Source organism: Pseudomonas sp. FP198 (assembly GCF_030687895.1).
GTDB lineage: Bacteria > Pseudomonadota > Gammaproteobacteria > Pseudomonadales > Pseudomonadaceae > Aquipseudomonas.
The window spans coordinates 3,532,582-3,553,701 of the sequence record NZ_CP117452.1 but is presented as its reverse complement, the minus strand read 5'-3'; the positions used below and the strand labels follow the sequence as shown (position 1 = coordinate 3,553,701).

24 protein-coding genes are annotated in these 21,120 nt (G+C 61.1%); 10 read left to right on the top strand and 14 right to left on the bottom strand.

Going from position 1 to position 21,120, the window contains the following annotated elements; translation table 11 throughout:
* Positions 1-96 precede the first annotated feature (96 nt).
* Positions 97-1,158, bottom strand: a complete 1,062-nt coding sequence (locus tag PSH78_RS16050; protein ID WP_305495372.1) for a nitronate monooxygenase family protein — start codon at positions 1,156-1,158, stop codon at positions 97-99.
* A 149-nt stretch (positions 1,159-1,307) separates the two neighbouring features.
* On the opposite strand from PSH78_RS16050, the gene PSH78_RS16045 reads away from it, so the two are divergent.
* Positions 1,308-1,796, top strand: a complete 489-nt coding sequence (locus PSH78_RS16045) for a GyrI-like domain-containing protein (protein ID WP_305495370.1) — start codon at positions 1,308-1,310, stop codon at positions 1,794-1,796.
* On the opposite strand, the gene ada is transcribed toward PSH78_RS16045, so the two are convergent.
* From ada to PSH78_RS16020, 5 genes are all read right to left on the bottom strand, one after another.
* Entirely contained in the window at positions 1,760-2,833 is a 1,074-nt protein-coding gene (gene ada / locus PSH78_RS16040; protein WP_305495368.1) for a bifunctional DNA-binding transcriptional regulator/O6-methylguanine-DNA methyltransferase Ada, read from the bottom strand. The two genes, PSH78_RS16045 and ada, sit on opposite strands and share 37 nt — an antisense overlap.
* An 87-nt stretch (positions 2,834-2,920) precedes the next feature.
* Complete coding sequence (alkB, locus tag PSH78_RS16035) at positions 2,921-3,598, bottom strand: DNA oxidative demethylase AlkB (protein WP_305501296.1); 678 nt, start codon at positions 3,596-3,598, stop codon at positions 2,921-2,923.
* Entirely contained in the window at positions 3,588-4,307 is a 720-nt protein-coding gene (locus PSH78_RS16030; RefSeq protein ID WP_305495366.1) for a 2OG-Fe(II) oxygenase, read from the bottom strand. Before PSH78_RS16030 ends, alkB begins: the two co-directional genes overlap by 11 nt.
* Positions 4,308-4,542: 235 nt before the next feature.
* Entirely contained in the window at positions 4,543-4,713 is a 171-nt protein-coding gene (locus PSH78_RS16025; RefSeq protein WP_305495364.1) for a hypothetical protein, read from the bottom strand.
* A gap of 30 nt (positions 4,714-4,743) precedes the next feature.
* Complete coding sequence (locus tag PSH78_RS16020) at positions 4,744-5,046, bottom strand: DUF1883 domain-containing protein (RefSeq protein ID WP_003182962.1); 303 nt, start codon at positions 5,044-5,046, stop codon at positions 4,744-4,746.
* Between the two features lie 203 nt (positions 5,047-5,249).
* Here PSH78_RS16020 and PSH78_RS16015 point away from each other — a divergent pair, with 203 nt between their 5' ends.
* Together PSH78_RS16015 and PSH78_RS16010 are read left to right on the top strand one after the other, a co-directional pair.
* Positions 5,250-5,600 (top strand): hypothetical protein, encoded by a 351-nt coding sequence (locus tag PSH78_RS16015; RefSeq protein WP_305495362.1) that lies wholly within the window; start codon positions 5,250-5,252, stop codon positions 5,598-5,600.
* Between the two features lie 110 nt (positions 5,601-5,710).
* Complete coding sequence (locus PSH78_RS16010; RefSeq protein ID WP_305495360.1) at positions 5,711-5,941, top strand: hypothetical protein; 231 nt, start codon at positions 5,711-5,713, stop codon at positions 5,939-5,941.
* Between the two features lie 13 nt (positions 5,942-5,954).
* Here PSH78_RS16010 and PSH78_RS16005 read toward each other — a convergent pair whose 3' ends face one another.
* Positions 5,955-6,236, bottom strand: coding sequence for a hypothetical protein (locus PSH78_RS16005; protein ID WP_305495358.1), 282 nt, complete (start codon positions 6,234-6,236; stop codon positions 5,955-5,957).
* Between the two features lie 105 nt (positions 6,237-6,341).
* Entirely contained in the window at positions 6,342-6,557 is a 216-nt protein-coding gene (locus PSH78_RS16000) for a hypothetical protein (RefSeq protein WP_305495356.1), read from the bottom strand.
* A 232-nt stretch (positions 6,558-6,789) separates the two neighbouring features.
* On the opposite strand from PSH78_RS16000, the gene galU reads away from it, so the two are divergent.
* The 4 genes from galU to ahpF all read left to right on the top strand — a co-directional run bounded on the left by galU (position 6,790) and on the right by ahpF (position 11,798).
* Complete coding sequence (gene galU / locus PSH78_RS15995) at positions 6,790-7,629, top strand: UTP--glucose-1-phosphate uridylyltransferase GalU (RefSeq protein WP_039592970.1); 840 nt, start codon at positions 6,790-6,792, stop codon at positions 7,627-7,629.
* A gap of 331 nt (positions 7,630-7,960) precedes the next feature.
* Entirely contained in the window at positions 7,961-9,316 is a 1,356-nt protein-coding gene (gene gorA / locus PSH78_RS15990; protein WP_305501295.1) for a glutathione-disulfide reductase, read from the top strand.
* A 232-nt stretch (positions 9,317-9,548) separates the two neighbouring features.
* Positions 9,549-10,112, top strand: a complete 564-nt coding sequence (gene ahpC, locus PSH78_RS15985; protein WP_011061677.1) for an alkyl hydroperoxide reductase subunit C — start codon at positions 9,549-9,551, stop codon at positions 10,110-10,112.
* Positions 10,113-10,235: 123 nt separating this feature from the next.
* On the top strand, positions 10,236-11,798 hold the full coding sequence (ahpF, locus tag PSH78_RS15980; RefSeq protein WP_305495341.1) for an alkyl hydroperoxide reductase subunit F: 1,563 nt from the start codon (positions 10,236-10,238) through the stop codon (positions 11,796-11,798).
* A 193-nt stretch (positions 11,799-11,991) separates the two neighbouring features.
* On the opposite strand, the gene gloA is transcribed toward ahpF, so the two are convergent.
* Entirely contained in the window at positions 11,992-12,513 is a 522-nt protein-coding gene (gloA, locus tag PSH78_RS15975; RefSeq protein WP_305495340.1) for a lactoylglutathione lyase, read from the bottom strand.
* A gap of 193 nt (positions 12,514-12,706) precedes the next feature.
* Between gloA and PSH78_RS15970 the strand changes: the two genes are divergently transcribed.
* Positions 12,707-13,243, top strand: a complete 537-nt coding sequence (locus PSH78_RS15970) for a DUF4946 domain-containing protein (protein WP_305501293.1) — start codon at positions 12,707-12,709, stop codon at positions 13,241-13,243.
* A gap of 86 nt (positions 13,244-13,329) precedes the next feature.
* Here PSH78_RS15970 and PSH78_RS15965 read toward each other — a convergent pair whose 3' ends face one another.
* The 3 genes from PSH78_RS15965 to PSH78_RS15955 all read right to left on the bottom strand — a co-directional run bounded on the left by PSH78_RS15965 (position 13,330) and on the right by PSH78_RS15955 (position 16,408).
* On the bottom strand, positions 13,330-13,695 hold the full coding sequence (locus PSH78_RS15965) for a histone-like nucleoid-structuring protein, MvaT/MvaU family (RefSeq protein ID WP_305501292.1): 366 nt from the start codon (positions 13,693-13,695) through the stop codon (positions 13,330-13,332).
* Between the two features lie 204 nt (positions 13,696-13,899).
* Entirely contained in the window at positions 13,900-15,462 is a 1,563-nt protein-coding gene (locus tag PSH78_RS15960; RefSeq protein WP_305495339.1) for an EAL domain-containing protein, read from the bottom strand.
* 82 nt (positions 15,463-15,544) lie between these two features.
* On the bottom strand, positions 15,545-16,408 hold the full coding sequence (locus PSH78_RS15955) for a LysR family transcriptional regulator (protein WP_305495337.1): 864 nt from the start codon (positions 16,406-16,408) through the stop codon (positions 15,545-15,547).
* A gap of 95 nt (positions 16,409-16,503) precedes the next feature.
* Here PSH78_RS15955 and PSH78_RS15950 point away from each other — a divergent pair, with 95 nt between their 5' ends.
* Positions 16,504-17,433, top strand: coding sequence for a DMT family transporter (locus PSH78_RS15950; protein WP_305495336.1), 930 nt, complete (start codon positions 16,504-16,506; stop codon positions 17,431-17,433).
* 252 nt (positions 17,434-17,685) lie between these two features.
* Positions 17,686-18,762, top strand: coding sequence for a 4-hydroxyphenylpyruvate dioxygenase (gene hppD / locus PSH78_RS15945; RefSeq protein WP_305495335.1), 1,077 nt, complete (start codon positions 17,686-17,688; stop codon positions 18,760-18,762).
* Positions 18,763-18,918: 156 nt separating this feature from the next.
* On the opposite strand, the gene rarD is transcribed toward hppD, so the two are convergent.
* Entirely contained in the window at positions 18,919-19,803 is an 885-nt protein-coding gene (rarD, locus tag PSH78_RS15940) for an EamA family transporter RarD (protein WP_305495333.1), read from the bottom strand.
* Between the two features lie 153 nt (positions 19,804-19,956).
* Entirely contained in the window at positions 19,957-20,970 is a 1,014-nt protein-coding gene (locus PSH78_RS15935) for an aldo/keto reductase (RefSeq protein ID WP_305495332.1), read from the bottom strand.
* Positions 20,971-21,120 lie beyond the last annotated feature (150 nt).

The window sequence follows — 21,120 nt, the reverse complement described above, 5'->3', positions numbered from 1 at the left end:
GCGGTGCAAGATCGATATTCACCCCAGATCCCCTGTGGGAGCGAGCTTGCTCGCGATAGCGTCCTTGAAAGCGCCGCACACGCTCAGTCGACCAAATCAGCCCTTGAACCGCGCCAGCGCCTCTTCGGCCAAGCGCCGGGTCAGTTCGCCGCTCGGCAGCTCGCGCCCCAGGGGAAACGCCTGGCCGGCCCAGAGGTTGGCGAAGTCCGCTTCGTCTTTCGCCCGCAGCGGCATCAAGGCGCCGCCCGCCAGGGGGAACGCCGGCGCGAGCGGGCTCATCGGGCCGACCTCGCGCATCACCCGGTTGACGATGCCCCGGGCCGGGCGGCCGGTGAACAGGTTGGTGACGGCGGTCTGGCTTTCCCTGGCCGTGCGTAGCGCCCGGTGGTGGGATGGTGTGATCTTGGCTTCCGGTGTGAACAGATAAGCACTGCCCAACTGCACTGCCGACGCGCCCAGGGCAAACGCCGCGACAATCCCGCGAGCGTCGCCGATCCCGCCGGTGGCGATCACCGGCACCTTCACCGCATCCACCACTTGGGGCAGCAGGGCGAAGAGACCCACCTGGGTGTTGAGGTCCTCACTCAGGAACATCCCGCGATGGCCGCCGGCCTCATAGCCCACGGCGATGATCGCGTCGCAGCCGTGCTGTTCGAGCCAGATGGCTTCTTCGACGGTGGTGGCCGAGGAGAGGATTTTCGCGCCGGTGGCCTTGACCCGATCCAGCAAGGATTTTTCCGGCAGGCCGAAGTGGAAGCTGACCACCTTGGGCCGCAGTTCCTCCAGCACGCGGCAGGCCGCATCATCGAAGGGGGTGCGATTGGACACCGGCGTCGGCGCTTCGAAGTCGGCGCCCAGTTCTTCGTAATAAGGCTTGAGCCGCTGTTTCCAGGCCTCGGCCCGTTGTGCATCGAACGCTGGTGGCTGGTGCGAGAAAAAATTCACGTTGAACGGTTTGTCGGTCTGTTCGCTGATAGTCGTCAGCGCCTGGCGCAGTTGCTCCACGTCGAGCATCGCTGCCGGCATCGAGCCCAGCCCGCCGGCATTGCAAGTGGCGACTACCATGGCCGGACCGGTTACGCCGGCCAGAGGCCCCTGGATGATGGGCAGCTCGATGCCGAGCAGGTCGAGAATGCGGGTGTCTGGCCACTGACTCATGTTCGGGTGTCTCCGACGGCAGAAGGAAAGCGTGTTTTTAGCAGGTGTCGCCCGGCCAGGGCCAGTCGAGTTTTTCAATCGATGCCCGGGTTTGATCCGGGCGACGGGATGGGTACCATGCGGGCTTCCCCCATCAAGGAGTTTGATCCATGGACGTGAAACTCAAGACCGTCGAACCCTTCACCGTCGCCGGTTTGCAGGTGCGCACCCGCAATGCCGACGAGCAGCAAGGCGACACGGCAAAGATCGGCCCGATGTGGCAGCAGTTCTTCACCGAAGGGCTGTTCGACAACGTTCCGGCCCGGCAGTCCGAGTCGTTCGTCTATGGGGTGTATTCCGATTACGAGTCCGATGCCACCGGCTACTTCAAGGTGACGGCCGGGGTGCAGGTCGATGCCACGAGCGCAGGTTACCCCGCCGTGGACGTCGAGGGCGGGGATTACCTGGTGTTTTCAGCCAAGGGGCCGATGCCCGAATGCGTGATCCAGGCCTGGGGCCTGATCTGGGCGTACTTCGCCGATAACCCGCAGACCGTACGCCGGTTCGCCACCGATTTCGAGGTCTACAACGCGCCCGACTCGGTGGCGATCTATATCGGCGTTCAGTCAGCAGACGAGCGTTCCAGCGCCAGCAACTGACGCTTGCGCTCGACGCCCCAGCGATAGCCCGAGAGGTTGCCGTCGCTGCGCACCACCCGGTGGCAGGGGATCGCCACGGCGAGGCTGTTGGCGCCGCAGGCCTGGGCCACGGCGCGAACGGCCTTGGGCAGGCCGATGCGCTGGGCGATCTCGGCGTAGCTGGCGGTGCTGCCCGGCGGAATCTCCCGCAGGGCTTGCCAGACCCGTTCCTGAAAGGCCGTGCCGCGCAGGTCCAACGGCAAGTCGAGGCCCAGGGCCGGCGCTTCAATGAACCCCACGACCTGGGCAATCAACTGCTCGAATTCCCGGTCGGCGCCGATGAGGTTGGCGCGGCGGAATTTGTCCTGCAGGTCGCGCACCAGTGCGTCCGGATCGTCCCCCAACAGAATCGCGCACACGCCACGGTCGCTTTGCGCCACCAGGATCGCCCCCAGGGAGCACTGGCCGACGGCGAAGCGAATGTCGGTGTTCTGCCCGGCGGCGCGGTAGTCGGCCGGTTTCATGCCGAGGACTTTGTCGGCGGCTTCATAGAAACGGCTGTTGGAATTGAAACCGGCGTCATACAGCGCCTCGGTCACCGTCCCGGCTTCGACCAGGCGTTCGCGCACTTTGCGCGAGCGGTGGGCGGCGGCGTAGGCCCTGGGCGTCAGGCCGGTGACAGACTTGAAAACGCGATGAAAATGAAAAGGGCTCAAGCCCGCGCTCTGCGCCAGTTCATTCAGGCCTGGCAGTTCCTCGGCGGCCTCGATCTGGCGGCAGGCGGCCGCGACCCGGGCCGCTTGTTGCGCGGCGATCTGGGTCTGGTCCCTGGCCACGCGTTTGCTGGGGCGATAGCCGGCCGCCTGGGCCTGTTCCGGCGTGTCGAAAAATTCGACGTTACGCGGGTTGGGCAGGCGCGACAGGCTGCTGGGGTGGCAATAGATACCGGTGGTTTTCACGCCATAGACAAATTGCCCGTCGGCACGCGGGTCCCGGGCAAGCACGGCGGCCCAGCGGGGATCCTGTTCAGAGGCGAGAGTGTTTGAAGTGCTGTTCATGGTCGTTATTCCATTGGCCCGTTTTGCCTACAGTAGCGAGCCATCCAGGTGGCGGCACTCCGGGTCTTGCGGTTGAATTCTGCGCTGTTATCCGGCCATGCGGAACGTCAGATTGATCCGCTGGGCACCTAGCGTCGGGTGCTCTCCCGGCTTGAGCGGCAGCACGCCGTGGAAACGCAAGCGATCCACACCGCCCCAGACCACGACGTCGCCGTGGAACAGCGCAATGCGCTGGCTTTTGTCGCTGCGCTCGAACCCGCCGAACTGGAACATCGCCGGCAGGCCCAGGGAGAGCGAGACGACGGGGGCCGTCAGGGAGCGTTCGTTCTTGTCCTGGTGCAGCGACATTCGGGCGCCGGGCACGTAGCGGTTGATCAGGCACGCATCGGGCTCGAAGTGTTCGAACCCCGCCTGCCGGGCGGCGTTACGGGCCAGTTCGCGAAACAGCTGCGGCATGTCGGGCCAGGGCTGGCCGGTCTGCGGATCGTGGGCCGTGTAGCGATAGCCGCTGCGGTCGGTGGTCCAGCCGAGCGCGCCGCAACTGGTCAAGGCCACCGACATGGTAAAGCCGCCGGGCGTGACCATCTGCCGGAATGGCGCCGCCTGCAGGACGCTTTCCAGCGCCGGCAGCACGCGGTCGAGCCAGGGCAGGGCAAACCCGCGTAATACGAAGGATTGCTGGCCGATCTGTTCAACCTCGCCGGGCGTGGTGGGCGGTTGATCGGCGAACAGATCCAGGGTGATGGGCGTGTGGTCATTGCGCATCATGAAAAATGATCCCAAGTGTATGCCGGCGGCCGCTGTGCAAGCGGCTGACGCCATGGCGCTGGTTCACTCGATAATAACCGCGAATGCCTTTGACCGGTCGCTGGTGTACGGCGAACACCACGGCGTCGCCCTGTTTCAGATCGATGACCTGTGGTCGTGACTGCATGCGCGGGCGCTGTTCGGTGAGGACGAATTCGCCGCCAGTAAAGTCCTCGCCCGGTTCCGCCAGCAGGATCGCCACCTGCAACGGGAATACGTGCTCGCCGTACAGGTCCTGATGCAGGCAATTGTAGTCTTGCGGGCCATATTGCAGCAGCAGCGGCGTAGGGCGTTGTTGGCCTGCAGTGTGGCAGCGCCGGATGAAATCGGCGTGCTGCTCGGGATAGCGCACTGGCAGGCCCATGCAATCGTTCCAGCGGTTGGCCAGCGGCACCAGTCGGGCATACAGCGATTGACGTAACTGCTGGACAACCTTGGGCAGCGGATAACCAAAGTACTGGTACTCGCCGCGTCCGAATCCATGACGGGCCATCACCACCCGGGAACGAAACAGCCCCGGGTCGCTGTACAAGCCTCGCAGCTCCAGGCACAGCGCTGCCGGCAGCAGGCTGCGAATGATCGCGCAGCCGTCCTCGTCGAGGCTTTGTTCCAGGGCGGGCCAGTCGAGGTCGACGATGGGGCGGGGCAGGGAGGACTTAGGGGGCATGATCGCAATCCTGGATGGGAGGACTGCCCAGTCTGAACACTACTGCGTCGCCCGCACCCCGATTCTTGCGGTGTGATGAGCTCTTGTGGTGAGGGGATTTATCCCCGCTGGGCTGCGCAGCAGCCCTAAAACCTGTTACCGCATTGCAGCAGGCGAACCGTGGATGCAGGCTTACGACTGCTGCGCAGCCGAGCGGGGATAAATCCCCTCGCCACGGATGTACATGGCTGCGTCTTTATAGGGCCTTGCTGACCTTGAGGTCGCTGATCACATCATCGCTTTCGCCATGCAGCTTCTTCAGCTCTGCCAGGGCTTCTTCCTCGGTGCCATTTTGCAACTGCGCGAACTCGAAGCGGCGTTCGCCGTTGAGCTTGTACTTGATGACGTATTTGGTCGTCTGGGCCACGGTTATTCCTGTCTTCGTCTGGGACGCTGCTCAGCTCAGTTTCGAGCTGGAGCGCCGGATGATCTTGATCTTGTGGGTCAGGGTCGGCTTGCGGGTAACGCTGATGGCGCGACGGTTGACGGTATCGATGGTGATGTTCCAGAAGCCGGTGCTCGGTGCGGTGATCCGGGCCGGGAACGTGTCGAACGCGCCGCCATGGTAAGTGTGCCGGCCACCGTTCTTGAAGCTGCGGAAATTGGCGTCGTTCATCAAACGGATGTTGCACATTTGGGAGCATTCGATAACGACGATATCGTCCTCGTTGAGGTGCTCGCGCTGGTGGATGAATTTCAAAGGTGCCTCCAGAAGGGCATTTCTTGCCGGTCAAGACAGAAGATGAAGCAAATAATGGCGCGCAGTTTATCAGCACCGCGGGTTAATATCCGACCCCTGTCCCAGGCTGGGCTGATTTATTACCGGCCATCGGGTGAAAAAGCGCAGCGCAAGGGAGAAAAGCAGTGTTTATGCTGTCGGAGGGTCTTTATCGGAGGAATCGTATGAAGCGCAGCGTGTGGGTATTGGCTTTGGCCCTGGGTGGATGTGCGTCGGTATCGGACATCAACCAGACACCGCCCACCATGAGCGTCATCTCCGGAAAGAAGCCCCATGAATACGCCCGGTGTGTAGCCGACAAGCTGCTCGAGAGCCGTGGCCCGCTGCAAATGGAGCCGCATAAAAACGGCGTTCGGGTGATCGTTCCCGGCAAGCTGTCGGCGCTGCCGGCGGCGGTGTTCGACATCGACGAGCGCTCCAGCGGCAGCAGCATCAAGCTGCATGAAAGCATGTCCAACGTGCCTGTGCGCCCCGGGGATGTACAGGACGCAGCCAACGCCTGCATTTCCGGTTGAGCGTGGGCTCGGCCTGACGGATCGGCAGGCATCGGTTAAACTGCCACCCTTGATACAAGAATGCCGCCACGGTCGCCGTTGGCGGCATTGTCATTTATGGAGCCCGGTCAATGAAACGCGAACAGGTGCGCGAGCGCCATGCAGAAGGCCTGATCTGCGCCACCCACGTGATCCAGAACCCTGGGAGCCCGGGCGAGTGGATCGTGTTCTTCAAGAAAAGCGCCGGACGCAGTTTTTTCCTGGTGGACGACCAGGACGAAGTTGAATCCTTCTCCCGGCTCGACGACCTGATCGAGACTCTGCGGGGCCTGGGGATCAAGTTCGCCGAGATCCACATCTAGTTTATTTGCCCTTTTATTTGCACACCACGACGACACTGCGGCTGCTGAAGTTGCCCACGTCGACCCCCAGAGTCTTTTCGCTTTCCTTGGCTTGTGGTGTGCCGTCGGTGCCGACGATGCGATAACCCGTGCCGGCGCAGGACGCATCGGCTTTTTCGTAGCAGGTCGCCCAGGAATTGGCTTCGCCCGAGCAGTCGATGGCCAGGCCTTGTTCACCGTTGGCCAGGTAGGTTTTTTCCGCCGAGGCACAGCCCGCCAGGGCCAGGACTGTAAACAGCGCCAGAAGTGTTTTCATGGGATCGTCATCGAGAGGGGGAGGAATGGCGCGAGATTATAGCGAATGGCCATTCCGGTACAGCTAAACCACAGTTCCCATCAAGGCAATGATGGGATGGCCCGACTATTTCTTGCGTCGAGTATTGCGTGCCGGAGCCTTTTCGCGCTCCCGGGGCGCCGGGGCAGAGCGTTCATCCTGGAATACCGCAGCGACTTCCACCGCCATGGCCTTGCTGGGCAAGGGGCCGGCGACCTGTTCACCGTGGTAATTGGTAATCCACCACTGGCCGTCCTTGTCCTGGCTGACCGAGTAACCGTTTGCGTTTGGAGTTGCCGACATCTAATTGCCCCGTTGGCGTGATCAAGGCGGCCATGATACGTCAAAAGCTCGCAAACAGCGCCCATGGGCGTACAGTGGGACCGCTGGAACCATCGAAGCGAAAGGCGATTGAACTATCCGCCGGTTTATTTCTCTATGATGGCATCGGTTGGCCAGCGTGGGCATTGTAAGGTGCCTGCGGCCTGATTAGACTGCGCCGAAACTCGTACATACCGCCTTTTCAAGGACTTATATGATCAAGAAATGCTTGTTCCCAGCAGCCGGTTACGGTACTCGCTTCCTGCCAGCGACTAAAGCCATGCCCAAAGAAATGCTGCCGGTGGTGAACAAGCCACTGATCCAGTACGGTGTCGAAGAAGCCCTTGACGCAGGCCTGACGGAAATCTCCATCGTCACCGGCCGTGGCAAGCGCGCCCTGGAAGACCATTTCGACATCAGCTACGAGCTGGAAAACCAGATCAAGGGCACCGACAAGGAAAAGTACCTGGTCGGTATCCGCAAGCTGCTGGACGAGTGCTCGTTCTCCTATACCCGCCAGACCGAAATGAAAGGCCTGGGCCACGCGATCCTGACCGGTCGCCCGCTGATCGGTGACGAACCGTTCGCCGTGGTGCTGGCGGACGACTTGTGCGTCAACCTCGAAGGCGACGGCGTACTGACCCAGATGGTGAAGCTGTACAAGCAGTTCCGCTGCTCCATCGTGGCGATCCAGGAAGTGGATCCGCAGGAAACCAACAAGTACGGTGTGATCGCCGGCGAGATGATCCGCGAAGACATCTACCGGGTTCACAGCATGGTCGAGAAGCCAAAGCCTGAAGACGCACCGTCGAACCTGGCGATCATCGGCCGCTACATCCTGACTCCGGACATCTTCGACCTGATCGAACAGACCGAGCCAGGCAAGGGCGGCGAAATCCAGATCACCGACGCCCTGATGAAACAGGCCCAGAACGGCTGCGTGATGGCCTACAAGTTCAAGGGCAAGCGTTTCGACTGCGGTGGCGCCGAAGGCTACATCGACGCGACCAACTTCTGCTTCGAGAACTTCTACAAGACCGGCAAGGCTTACTGATAGCCTGCACCGCGCCTTGAAAAAACGCCCCGACTGGTTCGGGGCGTTTTTTTGTGTACAGAAAAGGCACCCGCAACTTATCAATTCGCAAGTACACACCCTGTGGGAGCGAGCTTGCTCGCGATAGCGTCGGCACATTCAGCCTTGATGCAAGCTGACCCACCGCCATCGCGAGCAAGCTCGCTCCCACAGGGATTGCGCTTGACCTGAGCGATGGTTATCCATTGATCCGATCCAGCTGGCTTTCCCATTTTCCGCCCCCATAACCATCGCAACGCTGCCCCAGCTGGAAACAGCAGGTATGCTGACGGCCTGCCGAAGGAGATGAATGATGGCCTACGATTTTGACCTGTATGTGATTGGCGCCGGTTCCGGCGGTGTTCGAGCCGCACGGTTTGCCGCCGGTTTTGGAGCCAGGGTGGCCGTGGCGGAAAGCCGCTACCTGGGCGGCACCTGCGTGAATGTCGGCTGCGTGCCGAAAAAGCTGCTGGTCTACGGCGCGCATTACGCCGAGGACTTCGAGCAAGCGTCGGCCTATGGCTGGACAGCGGGCGAGGCGAGTTTCGACTGGGCCACGCTGATCGCCAACAAGGATCGCGAGATCAATCGCCTCAACGGCATCTATCGCAACCTGCTGGTCAACAGCGGTGTCACGCTGCATGAAGGTCATGCCAAGATTACCGGCCCTCACGAAGTGGAAATCAACGGCCAGCGCCACACCGCACAACACATCATGATCGCCACGGGCGGCTGGCCGGTGATCCCGGACATTCCCGGGCGCGAGCACGCCATCAGTTCCAACGAGGCGTTTTTCCTCAACGCGCTGCCCAAGCGCATGCTGGTGGTTGGTGGCGGCTATATCGCGGTGGAGTTCGCCGGGATTTTCCATGGCATGGGCGCGCAGACCTCCTTGCTTTATCGCGGCGACCTATTCCTGCGCGGCTTCGACGGCGCGGTGCGCAAACACCTGGCCGAAGAGCTGCAACGCCGTGGCCTCGACCTGCAGTTCAAGGCCGACATCCAGCGCATCGACAAGGAAGCCGACGGCAGCCTGAAGGTGACGCTCAAGGACGGTCGCACGCTGGTCACCGATTGTGTGTTCTACGCCACTGGCCGTCGTCCGATGCTGGATAACCTCGGCCTGGAGAACACCGGCGTCACGCTGGACGACAAGGGTTTTGTGCAGGTCAACGAAAAGTACGAGACCGCCGAGCCGTCGATCCTGGCGATTGGCGACGTGATCGGTCGCGTGCAGTTGACCCCCGTCGCACTGGCCGAAGGTATGGCGGTGGCGCGGCGGCTGTTCAAGCCCGAGCAATACCGTCTGGTGGATTATCGGATGATTCCCACGGCCGTGTTCAGCCTGCCGAACATCGGCACCGTTGGCCTGACTGAAGAGCAGGCACGGGAGGAGGGCCATGAGGTGCAGATTTTCGAAAGCCGTTTCCGGCCGATGAAGCTGACCCTCACCGAGTGCCAGGAGCGCACGCTGATGAAGCTGGTGGTCGACGCCAGCTCCGACAAGGTGCTGGGTTGCCACATGGTCGGGCCGGACGCCGGGGAAATTGTCCAGGGTCTGGCGATCGCCCTCAAGGCCGGGGCCACCAAGCGCGACTTCGACGAGACCATTGGCGTGCACCCCACCGCCGCCGAAGAATTCGTCACCATGCGCACGCCAACCGCCTGATTGGCGCCTTCCAAGCAAGGCTGTGATCCATCGGTCCAGCCTTGTGAACTGTTTGGCTGCTGCCACGATCAACAAAGGGTCGCCTGTGGCAGCTCCACAGATTTCTTCTATCTATATAGATTCCTGATAGCTAAAACCAATCATTCGCATGAGCTTTGCCAATGAGCCAGCGGCGGCATGAGTGGCTAAGATTCACTTCATCAACTTCTCAACCCCTGACGGAGAGTCAACGATGCCTATCATCAACAGCCAAGTTAAACCGTTCAAAGCTACCGCTTTCAAAAACGGCGCATTCGTCGAAGTCTCGGACGCCGACCTGAAAGGCAAGTGGTCTGTCGTGTTCTTCTACCCGGCTGACTTCACCTTCGTTTGCCCAACCGAACTGGAAGACCTGGCCGACAACTACGCCGAGTTCCAGAAGCTGGGCGTCGAGATCTACAGCGTGTCGACCGACACCCACTTTGCCCACGCTGCCTGGCACAACACTTCGCCAGCCATCGGCAAGATCCAGTACACCATGATCGGCGACCCGACCCTGGCCATCTCCCGCAACTTCGACGTGCTGATCGAAGAAGCCGGTCTGGCGGATCGCGGTACGTTCGTGATCAACCCGGAAGGCCAGATCAAGATCGTTGAAATCAACGACGGCGGTGTAGGCCGTGACGCTTCCGAGCTGCTGCGCAAGATCAAGGCTGCTCAGTACGTTGCTGCCCACCCAGGCGAAGTCTGCCCAGCCAAGTGGAAAGAAGGCGAGGCCACCCTGGCTCCGTCCCTGGACCTGGTCGGCAAGATCTAAACCAGTGCGTTATCCGAGGGCGATTCGCTCTTAGCCAAGTAAGCCGCTTCGCCCCAAAAAACGCCCGGGCGAGATTCGCTCGGGCGTTGTTTTTTCTGAAATTCAAACATGGAAATCGCCCGTATGTTGGACGCCAATCTTAAAGCTCAGTTGAAGTCATACCTGGAACGGGTCACCCAGCCGATCGAGATCGTTGCATCCCTCGACGACGGTGCGAAATCCCAGGAAATGCTTGCGTTACTCAAAGATGTTGCCAGTCTTTCCAACCAGATTACCTTGCTCGACAACGGTACCGATGCGCGCAAGCCATCGTTCTCGTTGAATCGCCCGGGAGCCGATATCAGCCTGCGCTTCGCCGGCATTCCCATGGGGCACGAATTCACTTCGCTGGTGCTGGCCCTGCTGCAAGTCGGCGGCCACCCTTCGAAGGCCAGTGTCGAAGTGATCGAACAGATCCGCTCGCTCAAGGGCGAGTTCAACTTCGAGACGTATTTCTCGCTGTCATGCCAGAACTGCCCGGACGTGGTCCAGGCGTTGAACCTGATGGCGGTGCTGAACCCGAACATCCGTCACGTCGCCATCGACGGCGCGCTGTTCCAGGCCGAAGTCGACGAACGCCAGATCATGGCGGTGCCGAGCATCTACCTGAACGGGGTGAACTTCGGCCAGGGCCGCATGGGCCTGGAAGAAATCCTCGCCAAGATCGACACCAGCGGCATCGAGCGTCAGGCCGAGAAGATCAGCGCCAAGGATGCTTTTGATGTACTGGTGGTCGGCGGTGGCCCGGCCGGTGCTTCGGCAGCGATCTATGCGGCCCGTAAAGGCATCCGCACCGGCGTCGCGGCCGAGCGTTTCGGCGGCCAGGTGCTCGACACCATGGCGATCGAGAACTTCATCTCGGTCCAGGAAACCGAAGGCCCGAAACTGGCCGTCGCCCTGGAAGAGCACGTCAAGCAGTACGACGTCGACATCATGAACCTGCAACGTGCCGACGCTTTGGTAGCTGGCAAAGACGGCGGGCTGCATGAGATCAAGTTCGCCAGCGGTGCGAGCCTCAAGGCCAGGACCGTGATCCTGGCAACCGGTGCCCGCTGGCGTGAAATGAACGTGCCGGGCGAGCAGCAATACCGCAACAAGGGCGTGGCGTACTGCCCGCACTGTGACGGTCCGTTGTTCAAAGGCAAGCGCGTAGCGGTGATCGGCGGCGGCAACTCCGGCGTCGAAGCGGCCATCGACCTCGCGGGTATCGTGGCTCATGTCACCTTGCTGGAGTTCGACGTGCAATTGCGTGCCGACGCGGTGTTGCAGCGCAAACTGCACAGCCTGCCAAACGTGACGGTGATCACCAACGCCCAGACCACCGAAGTGACGGGCGACGGCCAGAAGGTCAACGGCTTGCGCTACAAGGACCGTCCAAGCGGTGAAGTACGCGACGTGACGCTGGAAGGCATCTTCGTGCAGATCGGCCTGTTGCCAAACACCGATTGGCTCAAGGGCACCGTCGAGCTGTCGCCGCGTGGCGAGATCATCGTCGATGCTCGTGGCGAGACCTCGATCCCGGGTGTGTTCGCCGCCGGTGACGTGACCACCGTGCCGTACAAGCAGATCGTGATCGCCGTGGGCGAGGGGGCCAAGGCTTCGTTGAGCGCCTTCGATCACCTGATCCGTACGTCCGCGCCGGCCTGACGCCAGCCGCTGGAAAAACAAAACCCCATGGGCCACGGCTCATGGGGTTTTTTTTTGGATCAGGCATAACCCTGTGGGAGCGAGCCTGCTCGCGAAAGCGATGGTTCAGCCCACATCGATGTTGAATGTGCCGCAGTCATCGCGAGCAGGCTCGCTCCCACAAGAGCTCTACCACAGGGGGAGGCAGTGCGGCCTACAACGGCGCAGGCTGGATGATCTCGACCCAGTAGCCATCCGGGTCCTTGATGAACGCCAGGCTTTTCATGCGGCCATCGCTCAGGCGCTTCTGGAAATCGCAGCCCAGCGCTTCGAAGCGCTCGCAGGCGGCGACGACGTCCGGCACCGAGATGCAGATGTGGCCGAAACCGCGCGGGTCGCTGTTGCCGTTGTGGTAGGCAAACGCCGGGTCGTTTTCGGTGCCATGGTTATGCGTCAGTTCGAGGATGCCGGGGATCGACTTCATCCACTCGGTACGCGCCGCGGCGTCCGCCGGGATCTGGCTCTTGTCGACCAGCGCGAGGAAGTAAAGGCTGAATTCGGCTTCGGGGAAGTCGCGTTTTTCCACCAGCGAGAAACCCAGTACACGGGTATAGAAGTCCAGGGACCTGGTGATGTCCTTGACCCGCAGCATGGTGTGGTTGAAAACGAATCTGGCCGTGGCGGCGTCGGGCTGGGCGGTGACGCCTGGGAAAGTATCGAGTTCGTGCAGGCTCATGGGCCCTCCGGAAAATAAGTGGGGCAAACGGCGTCGCAACCGGGCTGCGACGGTTCCTGGGCTTGCTTCAGATGGCTTCCTTGCAGGTGCGTCCATGATACGCAAGGCGCACACCATCGCCAAACCGCGTGTGGCTATTGCCTGGTTCTGCGGCGGGCTTCAGACTTTACGATTCGTCCTTGAGTGCAACGCAATGATTCGACCTTGTCTTAAGCTGTTCATTCTCTTGTCAGCCGGCATTGCGAGTAACGGTGCCCTTGCGCTCGAACCGCAGGTTGCATGGCCATCGGGCTGGGTCGTCGAGTCGCTCCCCGCGCAGGCGTCCGCACCGGCGAGTGCGCAGTCGATCAGGCGTGAACGCGCGACCAAGAACGATTCCGCGGGTAATGCGGTGATGGTGATGGAGCTGACAACCACGCCCGTCGAACCCGATCATCAGGTCAACTTGCAAGGTGTGTTGCTGGAGATGCGCAAATCCATTCAAAAGGATTTTTTCCAGGGCGGTTATCAAAGCGTCTGCAATAAGATTCATTCTTCCATATTGGGCGGGACTGCAGCTCTGGAAACCACTTGCACGATCACGCAGAACGGCAGGCACGTGTTGTCTCAAACACTTGTTGCTGCGCTAAAAGAGGGCAGGGCGTATGTGCTGTCCTACGCCGGCCAAGCCCAGGTATTTGTTGAAAGCCAGGAGGAAGTTCAGTCTGTAAGAAATAGCCTGAAACTCTAAGGCGTCTAATACTCAAGGCTTGATACTGAAGTTGTCCGGCACAAAAAAGCCCTGAACCAGTCAGGGCTTCTCGATAATGCCGATGGTCAACCGCGCAACCAGGAATCAACGGTTTGAGCGCCGTATTGTTCCTTCCATGCCTTCAGGCCGCGGTGGTTGCCGCCCTTGGTTTCGATCAGCTCGCCGGTGTGCGGGTTCTGGTACACCTTGACCACGCGGGCACGGCGGGTCTTGGTTGGCTTGACCGCCTGCGGGCCGGCCTTGGACTGCTTCGGATCAAGAATGGCAACGATGTCGCGCAAGCTCTTGCCGTAGGTTTTCATCAACCCCAGGAGCTTTTCTTCAAATTCGATCTCTTTTTTCAGCCCGGCGTCATTCTTCAGAGATTCCAGCTGTTTGAGCTGCTCCTGAAGGGCCCTTTCGGCTGCACGGAATTCAGCGAGTCTGGACAATATCGTTACTCCAATCAAAATGTCTGGCTGATACAAACCGCCAACAAAGCATTAAGCCAAGCGCTTTGTAGCGACTCGATGATAATGACTTCCTGCTCTCTGGCACAGGCAAAAAAATTGTAGTAGTTAATTCAGAAAGTGTAAATCGTAACTTTTTCGTTATGTAACAGGAACAATTGTTCCAACGCGTGTGACGTGTATCGGTCAATCGAACGGTGTCGTGGGCGGGGTTCTAGCGGTGGTCAGCGCAGCGCTGAAGTCTTGGCCATTAATGGGCCGGCCATACAGATAACCTTGTAGAAAGTTGACCTTGTGAGCCGTCAGGTAATCGCTTTGCTCAACGGTTTCGACGCCCTCTGCGACGATCTCCAACTGCAGTTTCCCCGACAACTCGATGATGCTGTCCAGGATGTGGCGCGACAGCGCGTCGGCGCCGATCATCGCGACAAAGCTTTGATCGATTTTCAGAAAGTCGACGTTGAACTGCTGCAAGTACCCCAGGCTGGAATGGCCGGTGCCAAAATCGTCGATGGCGATCTTGACGCCCAATTCGTGCAGCAGCTCGAACAATTGGTGGGTCACCGGGCTCGGTTCGATCAGCTCGCGCTCGGTCAGCTCCAGCACCAGCGTGATGACACCCGGCGGGAACGCGGCCAGGAACTCGCGGCAATCCTCCAGCAGCACCAAATCCTTGCAGTGGCGCGCGGTGATATTGATACCGACATGAAACGGCGTCTCCAGCAAGGGCACGAGCGGCACCAGCAATTGCCTGGTCTGCTGCATCAGTGCCTGGGTCATCGGCACGATCAGCCCACTGTGTTCGGCGAGCGGGATAAACAGGTCCGGACGCACCAGGCCTTCCTTGGGGTGGTTCCAGCGCATCAACACTTCAACCCCGGCCCAACGCTTGTCGTCGCCGTGCACCACCGGTTGCAGATACGGCACAAACTCCCCGGCTTCGAGGGCGCGTAGCAGTTCATGGCTGGGGGACGAGGCGCGCTTCTGTGTCCAATGCGCGAGCAGCGCCGCGATGGCGCCAAAGACAATCAGCAGGCCGAACAGCGGCGGATATTCCCGGGCCATGTAGCGCCAGGTTTCCCCTTCATCGAAGCCGGCTTCGACGCTGAAGGCGTAGCGTGACGAGGCCAACTCGTTGTGGGCTACCGGCTGGGCCGGCGGCGGGCTTTGCCGGACTTTGCCATCCGCTGCCAGCCAGCTCGGCCCGACTTGCAGCAGCAAACGAGTCTCGCCGCCAATCAGGCGCAGGACATTGGCCAGGTGGTAACCGTCGAGTGTCGCCAGTGCCCCTTGCCGGCCCTCGTTGAGCCGGTAGATCAGCAATGCCGTGTCAGGCGTGACCGGGTTGCCGTGCATCAGCCACAGAGTGCCCTGATGGTAATTGTGCGGGTTGACCGGCTCCTCGAATTCGCCGAACAGCGAGCTGCAGTACAGCGTGTCGTCCCATATCAGGTTGGTCGAACGGACGAAGGGCCGGCGGGTCACCTGGTCACGCAGGGCCAGTTTTACCGCTTCGCAGGGTTGCCCGGCCAGGGGCAGCAGTGCGCGCGCCGCCAGCGCGGTATTGTCGAGCATCAGCTCGACTTGCCGGACCAGCTCCCCCGCGGTCTGGCGGGCCTGCTGTTGCAACGTCCGTTCGGCCTGGATATGGAGAATGCCCACCCCCGAGAGCACCGGCAGCACCCCGCAGAGCAGGGCGATCAGGTTGCGACGGGACCGCTTGCGTAACTGTGTGGCGGACAATGGCATCGGTACGACCTTGTTGGGCCTGGGCGGGAAACTGCGTCGATGATAGACGGCCAGGCAGCTGCGCGCTCGCCGGCCTCCAGGCTTACGGCTGTCGGGCTGCGTCGATGAACGCCAGGGTCGCGGGCGAGGCCTGGCGGCTGTCCAGCACCGCGAGGCCGATCTGGCGCGGAACGCGCGGCGACAAGGGGCGTACGACAAACCCTGGATTTTCCATGGCCGGCAGCGAACCCTCGGACACCACGGTCACGGCTTCACCCCGGCTGACCACATCCAGCGTGCTGAGCAGTTGCGAACAGCGATAGCGGATATTCGGCGTGAGCCGGGCGGCGCTGAACAGCCGCCGGACCACTTCCGAGGAGCCGGCCTCGGTGAGTATGAAGGGGTCGTTGCACAGCGCCTTGAGCTCCACGCAGGCGCGCTCGGCGAGTGGGTGACTGGTGGGCAGCAGGGCGACCATCTGGTCTTCCATCAAGGCGAACGTATCGAAGCGTTCCTCGGGCAGGACCACGAAGCCGACGTCGATCCGTCGTTCATCCAGCCATTGCAGCACTTGCCTGTCCGGCCCTTCATCGATGTGCACTTCGATTCCCGGATGCAGGGTGCGGTAGCGCTGCAGAATGGCGGGCAGCAGTTTCATCGACGACGTCGGCCCGAACGAGCCGATGCGCAGGGTCCCACGGCGCATGCCGCGGGCATCGGCGGCCTCCTGTTGCAGGGTGTTGGCCAAGCCGAGCATGGCCCGGGCACGCAGCAACAGTTGCTGGCCGATGTCGCTGAGCTCGACAACGGATTGATGACGCCTGAACAGTTCGACGCCCAACTCCTGTTCCAGGGATTTTATCGCGTGGGACACCGCTGACTGGCCGATGCCCAGGCGTGTCGCGGCCGCGGTGAAACCTTGCAGTTCGGCGACCAGCGAAAAGATTTCGAGTTGGGTGAGGGTCATGAGTAAACGCTCATTTTACGATGATGTTTCATGAGCAGGACAATACGCCATCCCAGCGACACACGGGAGATGATTACACTCATATCTGGTGAACTATGAAAGCCTCGACACCCTCGGACCTGCCGGTCTACCTCAAGCTTGCGATGGTCACGATGATCTGGGGCGGCACCTTTGTGGCCGGCAGGATCCTTGCCGATGCCCTGACGCCGATGTTTGCCGCCAGCTTGCGTTTTCTCCTGGCGAGCATCGCGCTGCTGCTGTTTCTCGGCGTCGCTGGTATCCCCCTGGCCAGGCCCGGCTTGAAGCAGGGCTTGCAGCTGGCCGCACTGGGGTTCTTCGGGATTTTTCTCTACAACCTGTGTTTCTTCCATGGCTTGCAATACATCAACGCGTCGCGCGCCTCGTTGATCGTCGCGTTGAATCCGGCGGTGATCGGGTTGGCCTCCTGGTGTTTGTTCAAGGAGCGGCTGGGCCGCTTGAAAGTCGCCGGTATCGTGCTGTGCATCGGCGGGGCGGGGTTGGTCATCATCAGTCGCGAACCGTCGCTGTTGCAGGCGACGGAACAGGCTTGGCGGGGGGATCTGCTGATTTTCGGCTGTGTGCTGGGGTGGGGCGTCTATTCGCTGTTTTCCAAAGGCCTGAATGAGAGCCTGGGTCCTTTGCAGACCGTGACCTGGTCGATCCTGCTGGGCACGCTGATGTTGTGGCTGGCGTGCGCAGCCGGCGGTGAGATCCGCTTCGAGGCATTGCGCGGGCTGGACCTCAGGCAATGGTTGAGCCTGCTGTACCTCGGCGTGCTGGGTTCGGCCCTGGCCTATATCGCCTGGTATCAGGGCATCCGCCGGATCGGTGCGACGCGTTCCGGCGTCTTCATTGCGCTCAACCCGCTGACGGCGGTACTGCTGGGCGCGATGCTGCTCGACGAAAGGCTCACCTTGTTGATGTGCGTAGGCGGCGGGTTGATCCTGGCGGGGATCTTCCTGTGCAACAAACCGCTTGCACGCTCGGCAAAAAAGACGATTTGATACCTGAGGCGGACAAACCTGGTTACGCTGTGTAGAATCGGGTTACGCATACAAGAATAACGTCTTCTGGCAGCAGAAGCCTCGCCCGCAATAGCCTTGGGTCGACAATGAAGATACTTGGGTTTCAACTGATCTATGGCGACTTCCTCGCCCGCAGTGTCCGCGGCATTTCCTGCGCGCCGCCCCGCGTCCTCAGCATCCACTGGCAACTAACGTTTTTTGGTTAATTGATAAGTTTGATGAGGCGCCGACATGGCAGATCTATACGAAAACCCGATGGGCCTGATGGGCTTCGAATTCATTGAGTTCGCATCCCCGACCCCGAATACCCTGGAGCCGATCTTCGAGATCATGGGCTTCACCAAGGTGGCCAGCCACCGTTCCAAAGACGTGCACCTGTACCGCCAGGGCGCGATCAACCTGATCCTCAACAACGAACCGCACAGCGTAGCGTCCTACTTTGCGGCCGAGCACGGTCCGTCGGTGTGCGGCATGGCGTTCCGTGTCAAGGATTCGCAAAAAGCCTACAAGCGTGCCCTGGAACTGGGTGCCCAGCCGATCCACATCGAAACCGGCCCGATGGAGCTGAACCTCCCGGCGATCAAAGGCATTGGCGGCGCGCCGCTGTACCTGATCGACCGTTTTGGCGAAGGCAGCTCGATCTACGACATCGACTTCGTCTTCCTCGAGGGTGTCGATCGCAATCCGCAGGGCGCCGGCCTGAAGATCATCGACCACCTGACCCACAACGTTTATCGCGGGCGCATGGCCTACTGGGCCAACTTCTACGAGAAGCTGTTCAATTTCCGCGAGATTCGTTACTTCGACATCAAGGGCGAATACACCGGCCTGACTTCCAAGGCCATGACGGCCCCGGACGGCATGATCCGCATCCCGCTAAACGAAGAGTCATCCAAGGGCGCCGGGCAGATCGAAGAGTTCCTGATGCAGTTCAACGGCGAAGGCATCCAGCACGTGGCCTTCCTGACCGACGATCTGATCAAGACCTGGGATGCCCTCAAGAAAATCGGCATGCGCTTCATGACCGCGCCGCCGGACACCTACTACGAAATGCTCGAAGGCCGCCTGCCGAACCATGGCGAACCGGTAGCGGAGCTGCAATCGCGGGGCATCCTGCTGGACGGGGCCTCGGAGCAAGGCGACAAGCGTCTGTTGCTACAGATCTTCTCGGAAACCCTGATGGGGCCGGTGTTCTTCGAATTCATCCAGCGCAAGGGCGACGATGGCTTCGGCGAGGGCAACTTCAAGGCACTGTTCGAATCGATCGAGCGTGACCAGGTGCGGCGTGGGGTACTCACTACCGAGTAAACCCGACAGGTAAAAAAGCCCGCCCGGCAGTGATGCCGGGCGGGCTTTTTGTTGGCGACGCAAGCCTCTTGCGGGAGCGAGCCTGCTCGCGAAAGCGCTGTGTCAGTCACCTAAGCCTTCGCGAGCAGGCTCGCTCCCACAGGGTCAGTGGTGACCTCAAGCCCCGCGCCGCTGCCGCACCAAGTGCCTGAAGCCTTCCAGTACCAGCACGGCCACCGCCAGCCAGATGGGGATATAGGTGAGCCACTCCTCAGCCTCGATGCTTTCCCCCAGCAGCAGCGCCACGCCCAGCAGCAGCACCGGCTCGACATAACTCAACAGCCCGAACAGGCCGAGCGGCAGCAAGCGGCTGGCAACGATGTACGCCACCAGCGCCGAGGCGCTGATGACGCCAAGTACCGGAATGAGCAGCGATAGCCACGGGTACTGATTGAAGACACCAAAGCCTTGCGCGCCGCTCTGCACGAACCATAGGGCCAACGGCAGCATCAGGGCCATGTCCAGCCAGAGACCGCCGAGGTTGTCGGTCCGGATGCGTTTGCGCAGGATGAAATACAGCGGATAGCCCAGCACGACCAACAGGGTCGCCCAGGACAGACCACCGACTTGCCATAGCTCGTTGAGCACGCCGAGCGTGGCGAGGAACACGGCGATTTTCTGAAAGCGCGAGAGCCGCTCGCCATAGACGATGCGCCCGGTCAGGACCATCGACAACGGCAGCAGAAAATAACCCAGCGACACGTCCAGGCTGTAGCCGTTGAGCGGCGCCCACATGAACAGCCACAACTGCGCGCCCATCAACGCCGAAGACGCCATCGCCCCGAGCAGCAGAAGCGGTGTGGCGACCAGCCGCTCGACAAGATCGGCGACGAGCTTCCACTCTCGTGAAACCAGCATGAACGCCGTCATGCAAGGCATCGTCAGCAGCATGCGCCAGCCAAAAATCTCCAGGCCGGTCAGCGGTGCGAGCAGCGAGGTGTAGTAATACATGACCGCGAACAGGGCGGAGGCCGAGACCGATAGAGCGATGCCTTTGGACACTGATGCCTCTTGTTATTGGAATTGCAGCAGGGAAGTGTTTACCCGTGGCGAGGGAGCTTGCTCCCGCTGGGCCGCGTAGCGGACCCGAAAATAGCGGCTGCTACGCAGCCGAGCGGGAGCAAGCTCCCTCGCCACGGGGTCATGCGTTGAAGATTACGACGTATGCGGCACGCGGCCCGGCACGAAATGGCTGATGTCGTTGAAGCCCGGCGTCGAAGCATGCCCCGGTGTCACCAGCGAATCGATGAACGCTTCGTCGTCCGCCGTGATCCGCACCGCTTGGGCCCTGGTGTACGCGTCCCATTGTTCTTCGGTGCGCGGCCCGACAATGGCCGAAGTGACGGCACGGTTGTTCAGCACCCAGGCAATGGCGAATTCGACGATGCCGACGCCGCGATCCCGGGTGTATTGCTGGATCTGCTGGGCAATGCGCAGCGATTCGACCCGCCATTCGGTTTCCAGGATGCGCTTGTCCTGGCGTCCGGCGCGGCTGTTGGCGTCCGGTGCCACATCGGGTGCGTACTTGCCGCTGAGCACACCTCGGGCGAGGGGGCTGTAGGGCACCACGCCGAGGCCGTAGTTCTGCGCGGCGGTGATCTGTTCGGTTTCCGCCTGGCGGTTGACGATGTTGTACAGCGGCTGGCTGATCACCGGCCGATCGACGCCCAGGCTGTCGGCGATACGGATCACTTCGGCGATGCGCCAGGCGCGGTAATTCGACAGGCCCCAGTAGCGGATCTTGCCCTGGCGAATCAAGTCACCGATGGCCGACACCGTGACTTGCAATGGCGTGTTGTGGTCTTCGCGGTGCAGGTAGTAGATGTCCAGGTAATCGGTGCCCAGGCGCGTCAGGCTGGCCTCGATGCCGTTGAAGATATGCTTGCGGCTCAAGCCGCTGCGGTTGGGCACGCCGTCCGGCGGGCCGAAGCCGACCTTGGTGGCGAGCACCCACTCGTGGCGCCGGCTGGCAATCGCCTCGCCGACGATTTCTTCGGAACGGCCGTTGGTGTAGACATCGGCCGTGTCGATGAAATTGATGCCCTGGTCCCAGGCCTTGTCGATGATCCGCAGCGAATCCTCGGTGCTGGTCTGTTCACCGAACATCATCGTGCCCAGGGTCAGCGTCGAGACTTGCAACCCGGAATGGCCCAGCGTGCGGTAGCTCATGGACAAGATCCTTTTATCGATGGGAAAGGTCCCATCAAATACCAGAACCGCCGTGTGGATCCAACCGTTTTATCCAAACGCTACAAATCAACTGTGTGGGAGCTTGCTCGCGATGGCGGCGTATCAATCGACAAAAATGTTGCCTGACAC

What these genes read in the sequence shown, in the direction of transcription:
- PSH78_RS16050 (WP_305495372.1), bottom strand. Translation starts at nt 1,158, where the DNA reads ATGAGTCAGTGGCCAGACACCCGCATTCTCGACCTGCTCGGCATCGAG.
- PSH78_RS16045 (WP_305495370.1), top strand. Translation starts at nt 1,308, where the DNA reads ATGGACGTGAAACTCAAGACCGTCGAACCCTTCACCGTCGCCGGTTTG.
- ada (WP_305495368.1), bottom strand. Translation starts at nt 2,833, where the DNA reads ATGAACAGCACTTCAAACACTCTCGCCTCTGAACAGGATCCCCGCTGG.
- alkB (WP_305501296.1), bottom strand. Translation starts at nt 3,598, where the DNA reads ATGCGCAATGACCACACGCCCATCACCCTGGATCTGTTCGCCGATCAA.
- PSH78_RS16030 (WP_305495366.1), bottom strand. Translation starts at nt 4,307, where the DNA reads ATGCCCCCTAAGTCCTCCCTGCCCCGCCCCATCGTCGACCTCGACTGG.
- PSH78_RS16015 (WP_305495362.1), top strand. Translation starts at nt 5,250, where the DNA reads ATGAAGCGCAGCGTGTGGGTATTGGCTTTGGCCCTGGGTGGATGTGCG.
- PSH78_RS16010 (WP_305495360.1), top strand. Translation starts at nt 5,711, where the DNA reads ATGAAACGCGAACAGGTGCGCGAGCGCCATGCAGAAGGCCTGATCTGC.
- PSH78_RS16005 (WP_305495358.1), bottom strand. Translation starts at nt 6,236, where the DNA reads ATGAAAACACTTCTGGCGCTGTTTACAGTCCTGGCCCTGGCGGGCTGT.
- PSH78_RS16000 (WP_305495356.1), bottom strand. Translation starts at nt 6,557, where the DNA reads ATGTCGGCAACTCCAAACGCAAACGGTTACTCGGTCAGCCAGGACAAG.
- galU (WP_039592970.1), top strand. Translation starts at nt 6,790, where the DNA reads ATGATCAAGAAATGCTTGTTCCCAGCAGCCGGTTACGGTACTCGCTTC.
- gorA (WP_305501295.1), top strand. Translation starts at nt 7,961, where the DNA reads ATGGCCTACGATTTTGACCTGTATGTGATTGGCGCCGGTTCCGGCGGT.
- ahpC (WP_011061677.1), top strand. Translation starts at nt 9,549, where the DNA reads ATGCCTATCATCAACAGCCAAGTTAAACCGTTCAAAGCTACCGCTTTC.
- ahpF (WP_305495341.1), top strand. Translation starts at nt 10,236, where the DNA reads ATGTTGGACGCCAATCTTAAAGCTCAGTTGAAGTCATACCTGGAACGG.
- gloA (WP_305495340.1), bottom strand. Translation starts at nt 12,513, where the DNA reads ATGAGCCTGCACGAACTCGATACTTTCCCAGGCGTCACCGCCCAGCCC.
- PSH78_RS15970 (WP_305501293.1), top strand. Translation starts at nt 12,707, where the DNA reads ATGATTCGACCTTGTCTTAAGCTGTTCATTCTCTTGTCAGCCGGCATT.
- PSH78_RS15960 (WP_305495339.1), bottom strand. Translation starts at nt 15,462, where the DNA reads ATGCCATTGTCCGCCACACAGTTACGCAAGCGGTCCCGTCGCAACCTG.
- PSH78_RS15955 (WP_305495337.1), bottom strand. Translation starts at nt 16,408, where the DNA reads ATGACCCTCACCCAACTCGAAATCTTTTCGCTGGTCGCCGAACTGCAA.
- PSH78_RS15950 (WP_305495336.1), top strand. Translation starts at nt 16,504, where the DNA reads ATGAAAGCCTCGACACCCTCGGACCTGCCGGTCTACCTCAAGCTTGCG.
- hppD (WP_305495335.1), top strand. Translation starts at nt 17,686, where the DNA reads ATGGCAGATCTATACGAAAACCCGATGGGCCTGATGGGCTTCGAATTC.
- PSH78_RS15935 (WP_305495332.1), bottom strand. Translation starts at nt 20,970, where the DNA reads ATGAGCTACCGCACGCTGGGCCATTCCGGGTTGCAAGTCTCGACGCTG.